The organism is Deinococcus aerolatus (genome assembly GCF_014647055.1).
In the GTDB taxonomy this organism is placed as follows: domain Bacteria; phylum Deinococcota; class Deinococci; order Deinococcales; family Deinococcaceae; genus Deinococcus; species Deinococcus aerolatus.
The window spans coordinates 223,461-242,030 of record NZ_BMOL01000005.1; the positions used below are offsets into that span (position 1 = coordinate 223,461).

The 18,570-nt window shown below is 65.5% G+C and carries 14 protein-coding genes; 11 read left to right on the forward strand and 3 right to left on the reverse strand.

All coding sequences use genetic code 11. The features are described from left to right. Positions 1-66: 66 nt before the first annotated feature. Both IEY31_RS07835 and aceB read right to left on the reverse strand, forming a co-directional pair. A complete protein-coding gene (locus IEY31_RS07835; RefSeq protein WP_188970614.1) occupies positions 67-882 on the reverse strand; it encodes an IclR family transcriptional regulator in 816 nt (271 codons plus the stop codon). A 4-nt stretch (positions 883-886) separates the two neighbouring features. Next, positions 887-2,452: a malate synthase A gene (gene aceB, locus IEY31_RS07840; RefSeq protein WP_188970616.1), complete on the reverse strand. Its 1,566-nt coding sequence runs from the start codon at positions 2,450-2,452 to the stop codon at positions 887-889. A 463-nt stretch (positions 2,453-2,915) separates the two neighbouring features. Here aceB and IEY31_RS07845 point away from each other — a divergent pair, with 463 nt between their 5' ends. The 10 genes from IEY31_RS07845 (at position 2,916) to IEY31_RS07890 (ending at position 17,291) form a co-directional block, all read left to right on the forward strand. Then, positions 2,916-3,053, forward strand: coding sequence for a hypothetical protein (locus IEY31_RS07845; protein WP_188970618.1), 138 nt, complete (start codon positions 2,916-2,918; stop codon positions 3,051-3,053). A gap of 51 nt (positions 3,054-3,104) precedes the next feature. Continuing rightward, positions 3,105-4,991: a PRC-barrel domain-containing protein gene (locus IEY31_RS07850; protein WP_188970620.1), complete on the forward strand. Its 1,887-nt coding sequence runs from the start codon at positions 3,105-3,107 to the stop codon at positions 4,989-4,991. Positions 4,992-5,147: 156 nt separating this feature from the next. Further along, on the forward strand, positions 5,148-6,098 hold the full coding sequence (gene cysK, locus IEY31_RS07855) for a cysteine synthase A (RefSeq protein ID WP_188970622.1): 951 nt from the start codon (positions 5,148-5,150) through the stop codon (positions 6,096-6,098). A 162-nt stretch (positions 6,099-6,260) separates the two neighbouring features. Further along, positions 6,261-7,313, forward strand: a complete 1,053-nt coding sequence (locus tag IEY31_RS07860; RefSeq protein ID WP_188970624.1) for an aminopeptidase — start codon at positions 6,261-6,263, stop codon at positions 7,311-7,313. Positions 7,314-7,453: 140 nt separating this feature from the next. Continuing rightward, a complete protein-coding gene (locus IEY31_RS07865; RefSeq protein ID WP_188970626.1) occupies positions 7,454-8,659 on the forward strand; it encodes an acetate kinase in 1,206 nt (401 codons plus the stop codon). 42 nt (positions 8,660-8,701) lie between these two features. Beyond that, positions 8,702-10,825 carry a phosphate acetyltransferase gene (gene pta / locus IEY31_RS07870; RefSeq protein WP_188970628.1) on the forward strand — a complete coding sequence of 708 codons (2,124 nt, stop codon included), beginning with the start codon at positions 8,702-8,704 and terminating at the stop codon, positions 10,823-10,825. A gap of 508 nt (positions 10,826-11,333) precedes the next feature. After that, on the forward strand, positions 11,334-12,212 hold the full coding sequence (locus tag IEY31_RS07875; RefSeq protein WP_188970630.1) for a hypothetical protein: 879 nt from the start codon (positions 11,334-11,336) through the stop codon (positions 12,210-12,212). A 330-nt stretch (positions 12,213-12,542) separates the two neighbouring features. Then, on the forward strand, positions 12,543-13,388 hold the full coding sequence (locus IEY31_RS07880; protein ID WP_188970632.1) for a hypothetical protein: 846 nt from the start codon (positions 12,543-12,545) through the stop codon (positions 13,386-13,388). Between the two features lie 80 nt (positions 13,389-13,468). After that, positions 13,469-13,921 (forward strand): hypothetical protein, encoded by a 453-nt coding sequence (locus IEY31_RS07885; protein ID WP_188970634.1) that lies wholly within the window; start codon positions 13,469-13,471, stop codon positions 13,919-13,921. Positions 13,922-14,150: 229 nt separating this feature from the next. Beyond that, positions 14,151-17,291 (forward strand): hypothetical protein, encoded by a 3,141-nt coding sequence (locus IEY31_RS07890; protein WP_188970636.1) that lies wholly within the window; start codon positions 14,151-14,153, stop codon positions 17,289-17,291. Positions 17,292-17,488: 197 nt separating this feature from the next. Here the strand turns inward: IEY31_RS07890 and IEY31_RS07895 are convergent, their stop codons facing one another. Next, entirely contained in the window at positions 17,489-17,935 is a 447-nt protein-coding gene (locus tag IEY31_RS07895; protein ID WP_268238932.1) for a transposase family protein, read from the reverse strand. 114 nt (positions 17,936-18,049) lie between these two features. On the opposite strand from IEY31_RS07895, the gene IEY31_RS07900 reads away from it, so the two are divergent. Continuing rightward, positions 18,050-18,352: a winged helix-turn-helix domain-containing protein gene (locus IEY31_RS07900; protein ID WP_188970640.1), complete on the forward strand. Its 303-nt coding sequence runs from the start codon at positions 18,050-18,052 to the stop codon at positions 18,350-18,352. The last annotated feature ends 218 nt before the right edge of the window (positions 18,353-18,570 follow it).

Consider the following 18,570-nt stretch of genomic DNA (forward strand, 5'->3'; position numbering starts at 1 on the left):
TAGACATCTATCTATCGGGCAGTAAAAAGAGGCGTCCACGTGGGCATGGACGCCCCAGACCCCGGTTTACGGCGTCCAGCCCAGCCGTGCCGAGATGGCGCGCGAGGCCGCCTCCATGCGCCGGTAGAAGGCCGGAATCTGCGACCTGTCGAAGCGCGAGGTCGGGGCCGACACGCTCAGTGAGGCCACCACCTGCCCGCTGTGGTCGCGCAGCGGGGTGGCCATGCAGCGCACCCCGATCTCGCGTTCCTCGTCGTCCAGCGCGTACCCCTGCACCCGCACGTTCTGCAGTTCTTTCAGGTAGGGGGGCAGCGCCGTGATGGAATTGGGGGTGAAGGCCGCATAGGGCTGTTCGCCCAGGCGCTGCGCCACCTCGCCTTCGGCCTGCCAGGCCAGCAGCACCTTGCCCACGCCGGAGCAGTTCAGCGGCGTGCCCGCGCCCAGCTGCGCGAACATGCGGACCAGCTGGCGGCCCTCCACCTGATGGATGTACACCGCCTCGCTGCCGCGCAGCACCGCCAGATTCACGGTCTCGCCCAGGTCTTCTACCAGGGCGTCCATCTCGGTCTGGGCGGCGCCCATCAGGGTGTTGCGTCCGGCAAAGGCCGCGCCCACCTGGTAGGCCCGCACGCCCACGCTGAACAGCCCGCTGCGCTCCTCCCACTCCACAAAACCGCCCTGGCGCAGGGTTTCAAGCAGGCGGTAGGTCGTGCTGGCCGACAGGCCCGCCGCCTTGGCCACCTGCGTCAGGGACGCCTGGCCCAGCTCGGCCAGCGAGGTCAGCACGGTCAGGCCGCGTTCCAGCGTGCGGACGCTGCCCGCCTCGCCTGTGCGGGCGCGGCCCGTCTTCTGGCGGGTGTGGGGGGAAGAGGTGTCGGTCATGGTCTCAGGCCAGCTGCTCGTAGCCGGGCAGCGTCAGGAAGTCGGCCAGCGGGGTGCGGGTGGCCATGTCCTTGAACAGCTTACCCGCGTCCGCGTACTCGCCGCCCAGTTTTCCGGCCTCGTCGGCGTACAGCTGCTCGAACAGTTCCGGGCTCAGGGTGCGCCCGTCTTCCAGCGTCACGCCCTGCTTGCGCCACTGCCACAGCTGCGCCCGGCTGATCTCGGCGGTGGCGGCGTCTTCCATCAGGTTGTGGATGGGCACCGCGCCGCTGCCGCGCAGCCACGCCGCGAGGTATTGGATGCCCACGTTGATGTTAGTGCGGACCCCCTGCTCGGTGACGGTGCCCTCGGGCGGGGTCAGCAGGTCAGCCGCCGTGATCTGCAGGTCCATCTGCTTGTCGCTGCCGATCTGGTTGGGCGTGGGCATCAGGCGGTCAAACACCTCGGTGGCCAATTCCACCATGCCGGGGTGCGCCACCCAGGTGCCGTCGTGGCCGTTGGTGGCCTCGCGCTCCTTATCGGCCCGCACCTGCGCGAAGGCCTTCTCATTGGCTTCCGGGTCGTTCTTGACCGGAATGAAGGCGCTCATACCGCCAATCGAGGGGGCGCCGCGCCGGTGGCAGGTCTGGATTGCCAGTTTGCTGTAGTTGCTCATCATCGGCACGGCCATGCTGACCTTGGCGCGGTCCGGCAGCACGCGGTCACCCTGCTCGCGGAACTTCTTGATGTAGGAAAAGATGTAGTCCCAGCGTCCGCAGTTCAGGCCCGCCGAGTGCTCGCGCAGTTCGTACAGGATCTCGTCCATCTCGAAGGTGGCCAGAATGGTCTCGATCAGCACCGTGCCCTTGATGCTGCCGTGCGGGATGCCCAGCGCCTCCTCGGCATAGGTGAACACGTCGTTCCACAGCCGGGCTTCCAGGTGCGATTCCAGCTTGGGCAGGTAAAAGTACGGGCCGCTGCCGCGCTTCAGGAGTTCCGCCGCGTTGTGGAAGGCGTACAGTCCGAAGTCGAAGAACGCGCCGAACAGAGTTTCGCCGTCCACCGTGACGTGCTTCTCGGGCAGGTGCCAGCCGCGCGGACGGGCCAGCAGCACCGCCGTTTTCTCGTTGAGTTTGTAGGACTTGCCGTTCTGGTCCAGCGTGATCGTCCGGCGCACCGCGTCGCGCAGATTGCGCTGGCCGTCCACCATGTTGTCCCAGGTGGGGCTGCTGGCGTCCTCGAAGTCGGCCATGAACACCCGCGCCCCGCTGTTCAGCGCATTGATGATCATCTTGCGCTCCACCGGCCCGGTGATCTCCACGCGGCGGTCCTGCAGGTCCTGCGGCAGCGGTGAGATCTTCCACTCACCCTCGCGGATTTCACGGGTCTCGGGCAGGAAGTCGGGCAGCTCCCCGGCGTCCAGACGGGCCTGACGGGCCTCGCGCGCCCCCATCAGCTCGCGGCGGCGCGGCTCGAAGCGGTGGTGCAGCTCCGTCACAAAGGCCAGCGCCTCCGGCGACAGGATCTCGCGCTGCGGCTCACTGACGGGGGCGTGAATCTGCAAACCTGCTGTGGTCGCGGCGTCGCTCATGGGTGCTCCTTATAGGGAAAGAGAGGTGAAAAGTGCCATGGATTGTGGAACGGTGATGGCCTGGACGAGAGCCGCCGGAGCGGTCGGCTGGGAGCTGACCTTGGCTTTCGTCTGGTGAACTTGATTTTCATTCTACGCAAACTCGGGCCAGATGTGAAGCCACTGTCTGTGGCGCGGAGACAGGGCCTGTCTAAACCGGGGGTGGCCTGCGGGGCCGCAGTGGCGTCTCTGCAGCCCCGAACAAAGCCCAGACGGGTCCCGCAGCCACGGCGGCGCAGGCCCCATGCATCACAACCGGCAAGAAGTGCGGCCTACGGATGGCTGTTGTCAGTACACGCTGCAAGCGGTAGGACGCGGCACATTAACATTAGTAAAGACCTCAACAAGATTAAGACAAGCGCCGCTGAGCCTCCTGGGCATCACTGACCCGGGGTTCATCTCTAGACTTTCAGACGGAGGCACCATGACCCGACTCAAAGGCAACCGTGGGGGCGGCGGCGGCATCTGGTTCCTGATCCTGCTGATCCTGATCGTCATCTTCCTGCTGGCGTATTTTCTGTACCTGAAGCCGCAGGGCATCCTCGATCTGGGCGTGATCTGACCGCCCTGGCGCTGGTCCCCCCCGCACACCCCCACCACTGGAGCGTGACCCATGATTAAAGGCAAAGACATTCTGGGGCGGCACATCGTCGCCATTGATTCCGGCCAGCGCATCGACAGCGTGCATGACCTGATCTTCGATCACCAGGCCAACGAGGTGCTGGGGCTGCTGGTCGACGAGGGCGGCTGGTTCCGCGCGGCCAAGGTCGTGCCCTTCGAGATGATCCGCGCCATCGGCGAGGACGCCATCATGATCGACTCGGCGGACCACGTGACCACCACCCGTGACGATGACCGGCTGGCCGACGTGCTGGACAGCAAGATCAGTCTGATCGGCATGACGCTGCTGACCACCGACGGACAGGACCTGGGCAAGATCGCCGACGTGTATTTCGACGAGAAGACCGGCAAGGTGGAAGGTTACGAGGCCACCGGCGGCGTGTTCTCGGACCTGAGCAACGGGCGGACCTTCGTGCCAGCCCCGGAAAACGTGCAGATCGGCGAGCACGCGGCCATCGTGCCGGTGTCGGTGGCGAACGCCATGCACGAGCAGGAGCCGGGCGGCCTCAAGGGCGCGCTGGGCACCGCCGGCAGCTCGATCAAGGAGGCTTACGAGAACATCGCCGAGGCCACCAAGGAGCGCCAGAAGGAATTCGCCATCGGTAAGACGGCGGGCGGCGACGTCACGCTGGAAGATGGCAGCGTCATTGTGTCCAAGGGCGACACCATCACCGCCGAGCAGGCCGATCTGGCCGAGCAGCACGGCCGGCTGACCGCGCTGGCCACCACCGCGACGGGCGGGGCAATCTCGGACGCCTACGGCAACGTCGCCGACGCGTCCAAGGAGCGCCAGAAAGAGTACGTGGTGGGCAAGGAGGCCGGGAGTGACCTGCTGGCCGAGGACGGCTCCACCATCGTCACCAAAGGCCAGATCATCACCGCCGAGCAGGCCGACCGCGCAGAGAAGGACGGCAAGCTGACTGCGCTGGCCACCAGCGCCACCGGCGGCGTGATTGTCGCCACCTATGGCGACGCCCGCGAGCGCGTGCAGGGCGGCTTCGAAGACATGCGCGGCGCCACCGCCGAGCGCCAGAAGGCCTACGTGGTCGGCAAGACGGCCAGCTCGGACGTCACCACCGATGCGGGCGAGACCATTGTCTACAAAGGCGGCGTGATCACCAGCTATCAGGCGGACCGCGCCGAGCAGACCGGCAAGCTGGGCGCGCTGACCGCCGCCGCCACCGGCGGAGCCTTTGCGGGCGGCATGCAGGGCCTGCGTGGGAGCGGCGACAACGCGGCCCCGGTGGACCCCACCAGCCCCGAGGCCGCCATTGGCCGCCGCGCGAGGACTGAAGTGCGCGGCCCCAGCGGCAGCCTGGTGGCAGCGCAGGGCCAGATCGTCACGGCGGCCATCGTGGAGCGTGCCCGGCACCTGGGCGTTGAGGACAGGTTGCTGGCGGCCACTGGCGTTCGTTCAGACCAGTCCGGCCAGTCCGGCGGCACCGACACCCGCGCTGCCCTGGCCGGCGGCCTGGAAAACGTCTCCAGCGGCGCCAGCAACCTGCTGGACCGGGCCAAGGGCTGGCTGGGCGAGCGCCGCGAGGACGCCGAGACGGCGATGGACGAGCGCCAGCAGGCCATGCGCGAGCAGCGCATCAAGGACGCCCTGGGCCGCCCGGTCAACCGGGTGATCCTGGCCCCGGACGACAGCATCATTCTGAACCTGGGCGAGATCGTGACCCACAAGGCCGTGCAACTGGCCACCCAGGGCGACGTGCTGGACATTCTGCTGGACAGCGTCAGCACCGAGACGGCGCATATTGACCCACTGGCCAGCCGTCCCGCCGAGCATGGCCGCGGAGCGCTGGACAGCCAGAACGAAACGGGGCCGCAGAACACGCCCTCCGGCCTGTCCACCGATCCCAAATCCCAGGGCTGACGAACTGAACACCTGTTGTGTTCCCGGTGATCCTGTCCCCTGCGCCGCCCCGTCCCTGTGACCGGGCGGCGTTTGCTGGACGCAGCGTGGGCGGTGGGCCGCACTTTGCGAGTTGCGGCCCCGTGCCTGACCTGCGGCGGGCCTATGCTGGCGGGCATGGTTGAGACGCTGATTGGCAACACGCCGCTGGTGCAATTGCAACGGGTCACGGAGCCCGGCATGGCCGACGTGTTCGTGAAACTGGAGGGCCAGAACCCTGGCGGCAGCATCAAGGACCGCACCGCGCTGGGGCTGGTCGAGGACGCCGAGCGCAGCGGCCGCCTGAAACCCGGCGGCACCATCGTGGAGCCGACCAGCGGCAACACCGGGGTGGGGCTGGCGCAGGTGGCGGCGGCCAAGGGATACCGGCTGATTCTGTGCATGCCTGCCCAGATGTCCGAGGAGCGCAAGCGCACCCTCAAGGCCTACGGTGCGGAACTGGTGCTGACCGATCCGGCCCGCCGCATGCTGGCCGCCATCGAGGAGGCCGGGCGCATCGCCGAGGAAACCGGAGCGGTGGTGATGGGCCAGTTTACCAATCCGGCCAACCCGGCCGTCCACGAGCGCACCACCGGTCCCGAGCTGTGGCAGCAGATGGACGGACGCATCGACACCTTCGTGTACGGCAGCGGGACAGGAGGCACCATCAGCGGCGTGGGGCGGTTTCTGAAGGCCCAGAACCCGGACCTTCAGGTGGTGGCCGTGGAACCGGCGCGCAGCAACGTCCTGAGCGGCGGCGAGCGTGGCGAGCACGGCTTTCAGGGCATGGGGCCAGGCTTCATTCCGGACAACCTGGACCGGAGCATCATTGACCGCGTGATACAGGTCTGGGAGGAGGATGCCTACCCGCTGGCCCGCCGTCTGGCCCAGGAGGAGGGGGTCTTTGTGGGCATGAGCAGCGGGGCCAACGCCTGGGCCTCCCTGCAGGTGGCCCGTGAGCTGGGCGCAGGCAAACGGGTGGCAACCATCGCCTGCGACACCGGGGCGCGCTACCTGACCACCGCGCTGTTCAGCGAGGAAACCGGGACCCCTCCAGGCTACAAACCGTATTCACGCGAACGGGTCTGAAGCGGGGAGGGGCGGCCCTGCCAATTCCATTCCTGGGCCACCTTCCCCGCTACCATGCCGGTATGGCGGCCGAACATGACGTGGTGACCGTGGGCAACGCTGGCGTCCTGGGGCGCCCCGCGTCCGTTCGTGAGGTGGGCTGGGCGGCCCGTGGGGTGGACAGTGCGGCCCGCTAGAGCCGCGCTGCTGCTGGCCGGGGTTGTGGCGCTGGCGGTGGCCCTGTCGGCCTGCTCGGACGTGCGCTATCTGGCGCAGGCGGCGGGGGGACAGCTGGACCTGCTGCGGCGGGCGCGGCCCATTGCCGCCGTGCTGGCGGATCCTGCCACCGACGCGGAGCTGCGCCGCAAGCTGGAACTGCTGGGGCGGGTACGGGCCTTTGCCGTGGGTGAACTGGGTCTGCCGGACCACGGCGCCTTCCTGAAATACGTGGACGTGGGGCGGCCCGCCGTGGTCTGGAACGTGTTCTCCGCGCCCCCCGACAGCGTCCGCCTGCGGACCTCCTGTTTTCCCATTGCGGGCTGCGTGACCTACCGGGGCTACTTCCACGAGGCCGACGCGCGGGCCTACGCCGACACGCGCCGGGCGGCAGGCGACGACGTGAGCGTGGGGGGGGTGGGCGCCTACAGCACGCTGGGCTACCTGAACGACCCGGTGCTGTCCACCATGCTCTCTTCCTCCGACGCCAGCCTGATTCGCACCGTGATCCACGAACTGGCGCACCCGGCGCTGTACGTCAAGGACGACACCGTGTTCAACGAATCTTTCGCCACCGCCGTAGAGGAGGCCGGGATGCGGCGCTGGCTGGCCGCGTACGGCACCCCCGAACTGGCCAGGGCAGACCGGCTGGCACAGGACAGGGCGGCGGGGTTCCAGAAGCTGCTGCTTCAGACGCGCGGCGAGCTGGAAGGCCTGTATGCCCAGAACCGGCCGGCCACCGAGCTCCAGAGCCGCAAGGCAGTGATTCTTCAGACCCTGCATAACCGCTACGCCGAGCTGAAAGCAGGCTGGGGCGGCTACGGCGGCTACGACGGCTGGTTCGCGCGCGGGGCCAACAACGCCTCGCTGGGCGCGGTGGCTGCCTACGCGACGCTGGTGCCGGAGTTCCTGGCCCTGCTGGAACGCGGCGGCGGCGATATCCCGAAAATGATCGCAGCGGCAGCCACATGTGCCCGGCGGCCCGGCGCGGAGCGGCAGCCGTGCCTGAGGGGAGAATAGGACGGAGCGCCTGTCCCGCTTTCCCAGCGTTTCCCGGGCGATAGAGAAAAGCTCCGGTTGTCAGGCCACGTGCGCCCACACCTGAAGAAAACCTAGCGGCTCCAGCGTGCCGCGCCCCGCGTCTGAGAGAATGCGCCCATATGTGGACCCTGGTTCTCAACAGCGGCAGCAGCAGCCTGAAATTCGCCGTCCTTGACCCGGCCTCGGGCGAAACGCGGCTCTCGGGGCTGGCCGAACGGCTGGGCGCAGAGGCAGCGTCCATGCGGCTGGACGTGGCCGGTCCGGGAGAGGGGGGCAGGCGCCAGACCCACGCCCTGAACGGCGGCAGCTACGCCGAGGCCATGCGGCTGGTGCTGGCCGAACTGGAGACCCTGGGGCTGCGATCAGAAGTGCGGGCGGTGGGCCACCGCGTCGTCCACGGCGGCAGCCGCTTCAGCGCCCCCGCCACCATCACGCCCGAGGTGCTGGGGGCCATCCGCGACTGCGTGCCGCTGGCCCCGCTGCACAACCCGGCCAACATCGCGGGCATCGAAGCGGCCATGAACGCCTTTCCGGAGCTGCCGCAGGTGGCCGTGTTCGACACTGCCTTTCACCAGACCCTGCCCGAAGTCGCCTACCGCTACGCCGTGCCGGAGGCGTGGTTCACGCAGCACGGCGTCCGGCGCTACGGCTTTCACGGCATCAGCCACTCGTTTGTCGCCGGCGAAGCGGCGCGGATGCTGGGCCGCCCGCTCTCCGGGCTGAACCTGATCACCGCGCACCTGGGCAACGGCTGCAGCGTCTGCGCGGTGGCGGGCGGGCGCAGCGTGGGCACCAGCATGGGCCTGACCCCGCTGGAAGGACTGGTCATGGGCACCCGCAGCGGCGACGTCGATCCCGGCCTGCACGACTATCTGGCCCGCGTCTCGGGCCTGACCCTGACCCAGATCACGGCGGCCCTGAACCGCGAGAGTGGCCTGCTGGCCCTGTCGGGCCTGACCAACGACATGCGCGAACTGGAGGAGGCGGCGGCGCGCGGTCACGTCGGGGCGCGGCTGGCGGTGGAGATCTTCGCCTACCGGCTGGCGCAGGGCATGGCCTCCATGGCCGTGGCGCTGGGCCGGGTGGACGGCGTGGTCTTTACCGGGGGTATCGGCGAGAACAGCGCTTCCGTGCGGGCGGCGACGCTGGCCCGTCTGCCCTTTCTGGGTCTTGAGCTGGACGTGGCGGCCAACGCGGCGGCGGTTCACGGTCAGGGCGGTTCCATCGGCGCTCCGGACCGCCTTCCGGCCCTGGTGGTCAACACCAACGAGGAATGGATGATTGCCCGCGAAACGGCCGGGCTCCTGACGCCAACGGCCCAATGAGCGCCTGCATTTTCCCCCGAACCCCCCTCTGAAGGAGCCACCATGAAAACCCTCTTCATCGCCCCCACCCGCAACGCCGTGGGCCTGTCCAGCACAGCGCTGGGCCTGACCCGTGCGCTGGAACGGCAGGGCCTGAAAGTCGCGTTTCTCAAGCCCATCGCCCAGACGCATGAGAGCGCCACCGACGACAGCGTGCATTTTGCCCGCGCGCTGGCGCACCTCAAGACCCCCGATCCGGTCCCGCTGGCAGAGGCCGAGGAGCAGCTGAGCCACGGCGCGGAAGAGGAGCTGATGGAGAACGTGATCGCCCTGGTGCGGGCGGCCACCGACGGCGGCGGCGCGGACGTGCTGATCGCCGAGGGCCTGGCCCTGACCGAGCGCAACGTGTACGCGGGGGCACTGAACGCCAGTCTGGCGCGCAATCTGCAGGCCAGCACCGTGCTGGTGTCCAGCCTGAGCGGCGTAACGGCGGGCGAACTGGCCGATGAGCTGGAAATCGCCGCGCAGAATTACCGCCGCAGCGACGGCACCGGCCTGTCGGGCTACGTGCTGAACTTCGCCCCGCGTGAGCTGGACTTCGGCGGCCTGATGGCCGAACTGCGGGCGCGCAGTCCCCTGCTGGCCAGCGGGGAACTGCCGCTGCTGGGCGTGGTGGCGCAGTCCCCGGCGCTGGCCGCCCCGCGCACGCTGGACGTGGCCCGCTATCTGAACGCCGAGGTGCTGAACGAGGGCGAGGCCGGGCACCGGCGGGTCAGCAGCACGGTGGTCACGGCCCGCACCGTGCCGCGCATGGCGCACCTGTTCGTGCCCGGCGCGCTGGTGGTCACCCCCGGTGACCGCGAGGACGTGATCATGGCCGCCGCGCTCTCGCACCTCAGCGGCGTGCCGCTGGCTGGCCTGATGTACACCTCGGGCAGTGCGCCGGAAGACAGCATAGAAAGGCTGTGCCGGACGTCGCTGACCTCGACGTTGCCGGTGATGCGCGTGCAGACCAATTCCTTTCACACCGCCTCGCTGCTGTCGCGCATGGACGCCCGCGTGCCGCACGACGACACCGAGCGCATGGAGGGCCTGCTGGATTTCATTGCGGACCGGCTGGACCTGGCCGCGCTGCGAACGCGCATCCGCACGCCGGACGTGGTGGGCGAGCGCCGGTTGCCGCCCAGCGCCTTTCGCTACGAGCTGATTGTGCGCGCCCGCGCCGCGAACAAGCGTATCGTGCTGCCCGAGGGCGACGAGCCGCGCACCATCCGGGCCGCCATCCGCTGCGTCGAAAAGGGCATTGCCCGCCCGGTGCTGCTGGCCCCGCCCGAGCGGGTGCGGCAGGTGGCCGACGGGCTGGCCCTGGCCCTGCCGCCGGAACTGGAAATTATCGATCCAGACAGCATCCGTGCCCAGTACGTGGCCCCGATGGTGGAGCTGCGCAAAAGCAAGGGGCTGACCGCACCACAGGCCGAGGCGCAGCTGGAAGATACGGTGGTGCTGGGCACCATGATGCTGGCCCAGGGCGAGGTGGACGGGCTGGTGTCGGGCGCGGTGCACACCACCGCCAACACCGTGCGTCCGGCCATGCAGCTGATCAAAACCGCCCCCGGCGCGGCGCTGATCAGCTCGGTTTTCTTCATGCTGATGCCCGAGCAGGTGCTGGTCTACGGCGACGCGGCCATCAACCCCAACCCCAACGCCGAGGAACTGGCCGACATTGCCATCCAGAGCGCCGACAGCGCCCTGGCCTTCGGTATCACGCCGCGCATTGCCATGCTGTCGTACAGCACCGGCGAGAGCGGCAGCGGCGAGGACGTGGAAAAGGTGCGCGTGGCGACCGCGCTGGTCCGGGAGCGCCGCCCGGACCTGATGGTGGACGGCCCGATGCAGTACGACGCTGCCAGTGTGCTGAGCGTGGGCCGCCAGAAGGCCCCGGACAGCCCGGTGGCCGGCCGCGCCACCGTATTCATCTTCCCGGACCTGAACACCGGGAACACCACCTACAAGGCCGTGCAGCGGGCGGCGGGCGTAGTGGCGGTGGGGCCAATGCTTCAGGGTCTGCGTAAGCCGGTCAATGACCTGTCACGCGGAGCGCTGGTGGACGACATCGTGTACACCATTGCGTTGACCGCGATCCAGGCGGCGCAGGTGGAAAGCACCGAGGCCGCGCCGCTGCCCTGAACTGGTGTGAAGACGTCTCTGAGGCGCTGAGGCTGGATGCCCTTAAACAGCAGCCAGGCTTCTCATGCCCCGTCTGCGATCTGTCTCAGACCTATGTAAAAATGATGAAAGAACGCTGAGAGTGCGGGTTCAGATGCTGGTTGTGAGAACGTTAATATCTATTGGTATCTGACCCATAAACGTTAATCGTTCCGATAGGCCCACCTGTAGGAGCATGGCCGAGTACCATGAGACACGGCAATTAGGCGGCTGGCACGCACATTACGAAGTAAAAGGCGAACTAATCGACTGGGGTGAGAGCCAATTTGAGGTGACTCTCATCTTTTCATTGCCGCAATAAACGTTACGATTTTCCCTTAAACGCATTTATTGATATGCCACGTTTAATTAACATGACTCACATTTATTAACCTGGCCTTAACGTCCCCCCAGGTACTTTGTCTACAGCAGCGGAGCACTTTCGCTCCGATGTTCGGCACATCGCCCCATTCACGATTGGAGGGTCACCATGAAAAAAGTCTGGATTCTGAGTGCAGTGGTTGTGACGGCAGCAGGAGTGGCGGGTGCCCAGGGCGCGGCACCTGAAGTCCAATCCTTCGGTACTCCCCCCGGCTGTGGGTCTCATTGCCCAACTCCAACACCCCCCGCCAATGATTCGGTCAACATTACCTCAGGAGGCGGCTCGAGCAGCCTAACCGAGAGGATTGAAATCACTATTCCAAAAGTTGTTGCGATGCACCTGCACGAGAAGACTTGGAGCCTGAATCTGGGCGACGATGACGCAGTCAAGGCGAACTGCTACCGGGCAGGCGGTCACAGCATCACTACGGGCCGCGACACTCTGGATGACATCTCCGCTTTCATGAGTCACAGTGGTACGGCCTGGACCGGTGACGGCACCCCAAACACTAGAAATGCCTACTCCTTCGCGGGTATCTTCTCTTGGAACAGCAGCTTCAACAGCCAAATGATCCCGGCCCCCAGGTACCCTGGCATCGAGTACGCCACCGGTACCAACAATACGGTCAGCTGGAAAGGGCCAATTGTGTGCTTCAACCGCAAGGTTGTGGAGAAGTTCTCCAACGGTGCCAATGGCTGGAATGTCAGCATCAGGGTCAATCCTGGCGTCACCGCCGGCTTCCCGACCCTGATCGTGGGTGACCGCGTGGCGGGAACCACCTTCCGCAAGGTTGAAACGCTGTACAACGCAGCTGCAAACCCCGCTGCCTACAAAACGCTCTCTTTCACGAACACCGAGGCAGGCATGGGCAAGACTACCGGTGGCTGGCTGGACGATTACATCCTCGAAGCCCTGGTTTTCGACGGGAACGAAACCGCCGGGTCAAAGACTGCCGATGTGGTCTTCACGTTGACCGGAACCTTCTAAACGCTGCCGGGACAGGACCCAAGCGGAAAGCCGCACCTGTCCCCACGCTCCTTTCAATCCTGTCCACGGGCTGGTCCTGTGCAGGAGCCGCTTTCCCCGCAAGCGGTCTGAATCGCGTTGTTTCTGGGAACGTGTCGCGGGGTGTGCCACGTTCCTCCTTACTTTTTACGGGTGCTTTGTCTGGACGTCCTGTGGGTTCAACTTCGGCTCCCCGTCTGGGGCCACCCAGGGCCAGCGCATCCGGCAGCTTGTTCCTAACATAAGAATCTCTTTTGCTTTGTCCGCACGCCCCTGACGCCCCGCATCGCTTCTTTTCTGGAGGACACCCCCATGCTGCACGCCCCCCATCGCTCTGGTTACCGCGCGGCCTACCGGTTGCTGGCCTTCTCGCTGCTCTGTCCCTCTGCCCTGGCCGCGACCGGTGTCAGCGTGGACGTTTCACGCGTGGAACTGAGTGTTCAGCCCGGCGCCAGCGTGAACCACGCCGTCACGGTTACCAATCCCGGCACCAGGAACGACAGCGCCATGAAGGTCAGCACTTACCTGCGCGATTTCGTATTTCCCGCCAGCGGCGACGTGCAGTTTCTGGGCGCAGGCAGCACCCGCAATAGCCTCTCTAAATGGCTTCAGTTCACGCCTCCGGAATTCACGCTGGACGCCGGACAAAAGCAGCAGGTTCGCTACACTGTGCAGGTGCCTGCCGGAACCGCGCCAGGGCTGTACTGGGGCGTGCTGTTCTTTAAAAGTGACACGGCCAGCAGCGTGGCCAGCGCCGCCCCGGCAGCCCCACCCAGCCCGGCCAACGGCGTCACGGTGACGTACAACATTGACGTGGGCCAGATCATTTACGTGCAGGTGGGCACACCTACCCTGGACGCCAGCCTCAGCACCATTGGGGCCGAGTACGCCAACGGCCAGCTGAACATCAGCGCCAGCATCAAGAACACCGGCAGTGCACTGCTGCGTGCCGCTGGACGCGCTCAGGTGGTGGATGCCAGTGGGCAGATTGTCGCCACGCTGCCCATTGGGGAAAGTGTGGCGCTTCCTGGCTACACCCGCGCCTTCAGTGGGGAGGCTCCGGCAAGCCTCAAGGCCGGCGAGTATCAGGTGCTGCTGGCCCTGCAATACGCCAAGGGCAAAGTCTTTACCGGCCAGACGCGTCTGGTGGTGAAGTGATGCGTGCGCTGGCCAGCATAGCGCTGCTGCTGGCGCTGACATTCCCCGCCGCCGCCCAGACCACAGCGTCTCAGGACATTGTGCTGCTGGATAACCAGCGCTTCAGCCTCCGCGTGGCCTTTCAACCCGGCGCACCTGGAGGGCCAGAATACCCGCCGCTGGGCGCATTCTCCAGAGACAATCCTGCATATTATCCCGTGCGTGATCCGGTCAGGCCGTTGCGCCTGACAGTGTCCACCCAGGTGCAAAATGCCGCGCTGGTGTTGCGCGCCATGTCGCTGCTGCCGATCAGTGGGCCGGCCTTGCCCACTGATCGGGTGGAATACAGCGTCAATGGCGGTCCGTGGCAGCGCGTTGGTACGGTGCAGGCTATTGCCCTGGTTCCAGCCAGCGGTCAGGCCACGTATGACATCGCGCTGCGGCTGCGGCTGGAAGGTGACGAGACCGCAGGCGAGCGCCAGCTGGTCCTGATCATGATGATTGAGCCGCAGCCGCCACAATCCTTGTCCTCCTTGTCGGCCAGGACATGGTGAGATGGCCCACTCTGCAGCACGTCCTCTGCTGCTGACGGCGCTCCTGGCCGCCGGCTCGCCACACGGTTTGACGGTCTGGGGCACAGCCTACGCCCAGCAAGACCCGGGACAGGCCGGGCAATCCCCAGCACCTCAAGCGCCGTCAAATACGCCGTCAAACCAGAATCAACCGGGCAAAACTTCTATACAGGTCGCCGAACCCGGTGACTTCCTGACTCTGCCGCTGCAGGTGCCTGTTGCAGTCAGCTACACAGTACAGGCGGCGCTGCCCCCAGGCTGGTCCCTGCTGACCACCGAGACGTCTGGCACGGACGGCGTGGCGGTAGTGGCCCTTCATCTGTCTGAAGGTGCGGCGGCCGGGCCGCGGCCCCTGACCTTTACGTTGCGAACCACGGATGGAGTGGTGGTGTCGGTGCCTCTCACGGTTACTGTTGCCGCGCATCCCGACTTCGTGGTCGTGCTGCCCGCCACTGATCGTCTACGGCCCGGCGAGGGGCGTAAGTACACGGCCCGTATCACCAATACCGGCAATGCCACCGATACGCTGCGGCTGCGCGTGGAGGGCAGCGCTACTGTCTCAACCGAACAGGTGACCCTTGCGCCGGGCGAGAGCGCCGAGGTGCAACTGGCCTATACCCAGCGCAGCCTGGGCAACGCCGATACGGTCCGGCTCACGGCCCTCAGTACTGTAGAACCAGGACTGACGCGCGACAGTCTGTTGGTGTTAAGCATTAATAACGGGCAGGTGGAGGGCGGAGGGCCGCAGCTGAACTGGAGTGCGGCGCTGGCCCCGCAAGTGAACTGGAACTCGGCCCCCAAAAGCACTGGGACACCTGAGACCGGGATTCCGGATCTGCCCGGCAGCGTGCCTACCTTACCTGGTCTGCCTGACGGCAACGACACACCAGAAACAGCCACCCCGACACTCAAGCCGGACGCCCCCACCTGGACCTGGGGGGGGACGTTCAACGCCTCGCTGGGAGGCGATCTCAGTGATTATGCTCGGGGCTCGGCCAGCTACTCGCTGCGGCGCGCTGAAGACGGACAGATGATCGACAGGGCCACGGTTCAGGTCATCCGCGGTGATCTGACGGTCAGGGCCCTGGGTAGCAATTTCTTCCGGCAACTGGGCCTGGAAGCCGAGTACGGGCGCGGCGACTACAGCTACGGCGTGGGCGTGTACCGCGAGGCGGCCCAGAACGGCCAACCAGCCGGCTTCAGCGTAGCGGGACGGCTCGGGCACACCTCGGGGCTTTACCTGAGCGCATCACACCGTTTCGTCGATGCAGGCACCACATCGCTGGATGTGGGCTGGCGGCGCCAGCTGGGTGCCTGGCTGCCCAGCGCGGAGGTATCTGTCCGGCACGCTGGATCAGACTGGGGCGTGGCGCTGCGCCAGAGGCTTAACTATGAAAATAAAATTCTACTGGCCCAGCAGGATTACCGATACGACAGTCTCAGCCGCTCGCAGCAGCTTGACGTGCGCGTTGGCTCCCGTCAGCAGCTCCCCTTCGGCATTAATGCTGCCCTGAGCGTTAGCAACGCGGCGGGGGTGTGGCGTTATGGCGTTTCGGGCGCGGCGAGCTACCGCCCGGACCCTACCTTCGGCGTGACCCTACAGGCCAACGCGGGCAGCGATCGTTTCTCTGCGCAGCTCAGTACCCTCAAGGAGTGGCGCTGGGGCAGTGCTGATGTCTTCGTGAGCGGACAGCTGAACTATGAGGGGGGCGTGGCAGATGGCGTCTTACAGGCCACTGGCGTGCTTCCGGCCGGAGGCGGAGCGCTGCTGCTACGGGGAACGCTGGGCTACCGCGGCGCTGCGGGTTTACTGTACGGCGCGGGTGCTGGTTACATACATGGCGCATTTAGTGTGGCGGGGGGCGCGCAAAGCGATGCCAAGAAGACCATTCTGTCGTTCAGCGCGGCGTATCGGCCGGCACGTGGCGTCAGTGCAACGGCCGATTACCTGCTCTCCAACACGGAGGGGGGAAGCGCGCAGACCGTCCGGGCGAGTGTGGGTTATAACGCGGACCGCTGGTCGGCGGCAGTGCTGGGTGGGTATGGCGTGGGCGCCCCGCAAAATGAGGGGTTTACCTACGGTGCGCGGGTAGGGGTTCAGGTGATTCCCTCGGTGCAACTCAGTGTTCAAGCGGAGCGCACAGGTGAACGCACGCGCGTTTCGGTGCGGGGCAATCTCACGCCATCAGGGGCTTTTAAAACGCCTGACGCCGTCGTGAACCTGTTCGGCGGCCGCGATGCGGGGACGTTGCAGCTGCTCGCCTTTCTGGATGGCAACAAGAATGGCGTGCAGGATGCTGGCGAAGCAGGAATCGCCTCACGCTTCATGGTCGGCGAGCAGGTCGTGGCAACCGATGAGCGCGGCAGTGGAAGTACGCTACTCAAACCCGGCAAATACAACGTTCAGCTGGAGGGTGATGTGCTTGCACAGTATCTGATCCCCAGTCTCCCTGAAGTAGCTGTGCCGCTGCGGCAGACCGTGACGCTTGCGATTCCAGTGCAGCAGGTTGGTACTGTTCAGGGCCAGCTGACTGATGACACTGGACATCCGTTGGCCGGCGTCCCCCTACAACTGAATGGTCCCGAGGGCAGCGTCAACGCTCTGACCGACGCAACTGGATTTTACCGCGCTGGAGGGCTGGGGTTCGGTACGTACGACCTCAGTGTGCAGGCTGATCCGGCATTGTACCGTGCGCCTGAGCCGTTTCGCCTGGTTGTGGACGCTACTCACGTACTGATCACCCAGAACCTACAGCTGGAGAGCGCAGCCACCCTGACTTCTCTGAGTGCTGAGGACCTGACCCTCAGTGTGACTCTGCCTCAGCAGCCTGTGCCTCCGGGCGCTGTAGTACCCGTTCGCGCTGAGGTTGAGTCTGCTGCTGACGCAGTGCACCTGGAAGGCCTGGGCGAGCCGCTGCCGCTCACCAGCCTGGATGGCCGGATCTGGAGCGGCACCGTGAAACTTGCTGCGGATCAGCAGACCACTGAAGTTCAGGTTGTCGCCCAGCGCGGCACCCACAGCGGCAGCGAGCGTGCCATATTGCTGGTCGATCCTGCTCTGCCTGCCGCAACTCTGCGTGCGGTCCCGTACAGCGCCCTTCCTGCTCAGATTCTGACCCTGCGGACCGTGCTGTACGTACCTGCAACTCAGATCGAGGTGCGAGACGAAACCGGTCAGCTGACGCCCCTCCTACACCTCGCGACCTCTGAGCCAGAAACGCCTGCAACAGTGGAACATCAGTACACCGCACAGTTCACTGCAAACACTGCCCCCGGCACCCATACCCTTACCCTACTGGTAGATGGTCAGGTGCGCGCGCAGGCAACATATCAGGTGCTGGGGCGTCCGTGAAAGCGCAAGAGGGGCTTTGCTCAACCCGTGACACTTGAATGGGTGAGCAGCTGTACGGCTTTCTTCACGTCGGAAAACTTGTCAAATGGATCTGCTGCCCCAGGCTCCAGCACGTATTTATCTGAAGACCCGTTGCGCAGTAGCTGAAGGGGCCGGGGGGCGAGGTGAACCGTCGCCCCCCTACCACTTCATTGGATTCAGAGAACCGTCGGTTGGCGGGCTCGCCAGCGGAGGTTAACGAGTCCAGCGACACAGCCCCAGATCACACCATGTTTTGAGGGCTTGTTCCTGAAAAACTCCCTGCAGGCACGGAATTTCTTGACACGGCTGATCGTGTTCTCGGCGGTGATCCGAACCTTTGAGATCAGCCGATTCAGTTCGCGTTGCTCATCGCTCAGTTCGCCCTTTTTAGGGCGCTTGGCGGGCACACTGGTCTCCCACTCGGGATAGACTTTCCCTATGCCGGTGTATCCACGGTCTCCCCACACTCGGACCTGCCTGGGAAGCCGAGTCATCAAATGGGAGTGCCGCAGCGCCTTCATGTCATGGGTGCGACCGCTCGCGGTCGCACCCATACGGACTCCGATTAAAAAGTGCATAATCTGAGCATCAAATACTTCTTTTCTTACGTCAAACTTCAGCATTCTGCTGCTGACTTCTGGAGCATCTTCCGGGCCAGCACCTGCGCCGCCTAACGGCGCAGAGCACAGTTTTTTGCGCTTCTTGCCGAAGGCAAAAGTGAACACGAGCTGTTGGCGTTGACTCAATATTCGGTCTCGGGTGCGCGCAAGGTCTTGCGTCGGTATCACACCCTGGGACTGGACGGTCTGGGAGATGGACGGGCTGACAACCGGGGCGCACCCACGGTCTTGACCGAGGCGGAGCAGCAACAGTTCGCTGCCCGTCTGCGCGAGGATTTTGAACAGGGCATCGTGTGGTCAGGCAAAGACGTACAGACGTGGGTGCTCGAACAGTGTGGCAAGACGGTGTACCTGGGCCGCACCTATGAATTTATGCGGGCAGCGGGGTTCTCCCCGCAAAACCCCGGCCCCGTCACGTGAAAGGTAATGAAACGGTCAAAGCCGACTTCAAAGCAAAGGGCTAACGGAGACGCTCCACAGGGCGGAGCGTCTCCATCCTCGGGTGTCGCTGTGGTGCCTGGACGAACATCGACTGGGGCTCAAGCCGATTCGCCGAAGGGTCTGGGCGCCCACGGGTCATACGGGCTCCAATTGAATCGTTTGCAAAACGATGAAAATCCGAGCGAAGCGAGAACGAG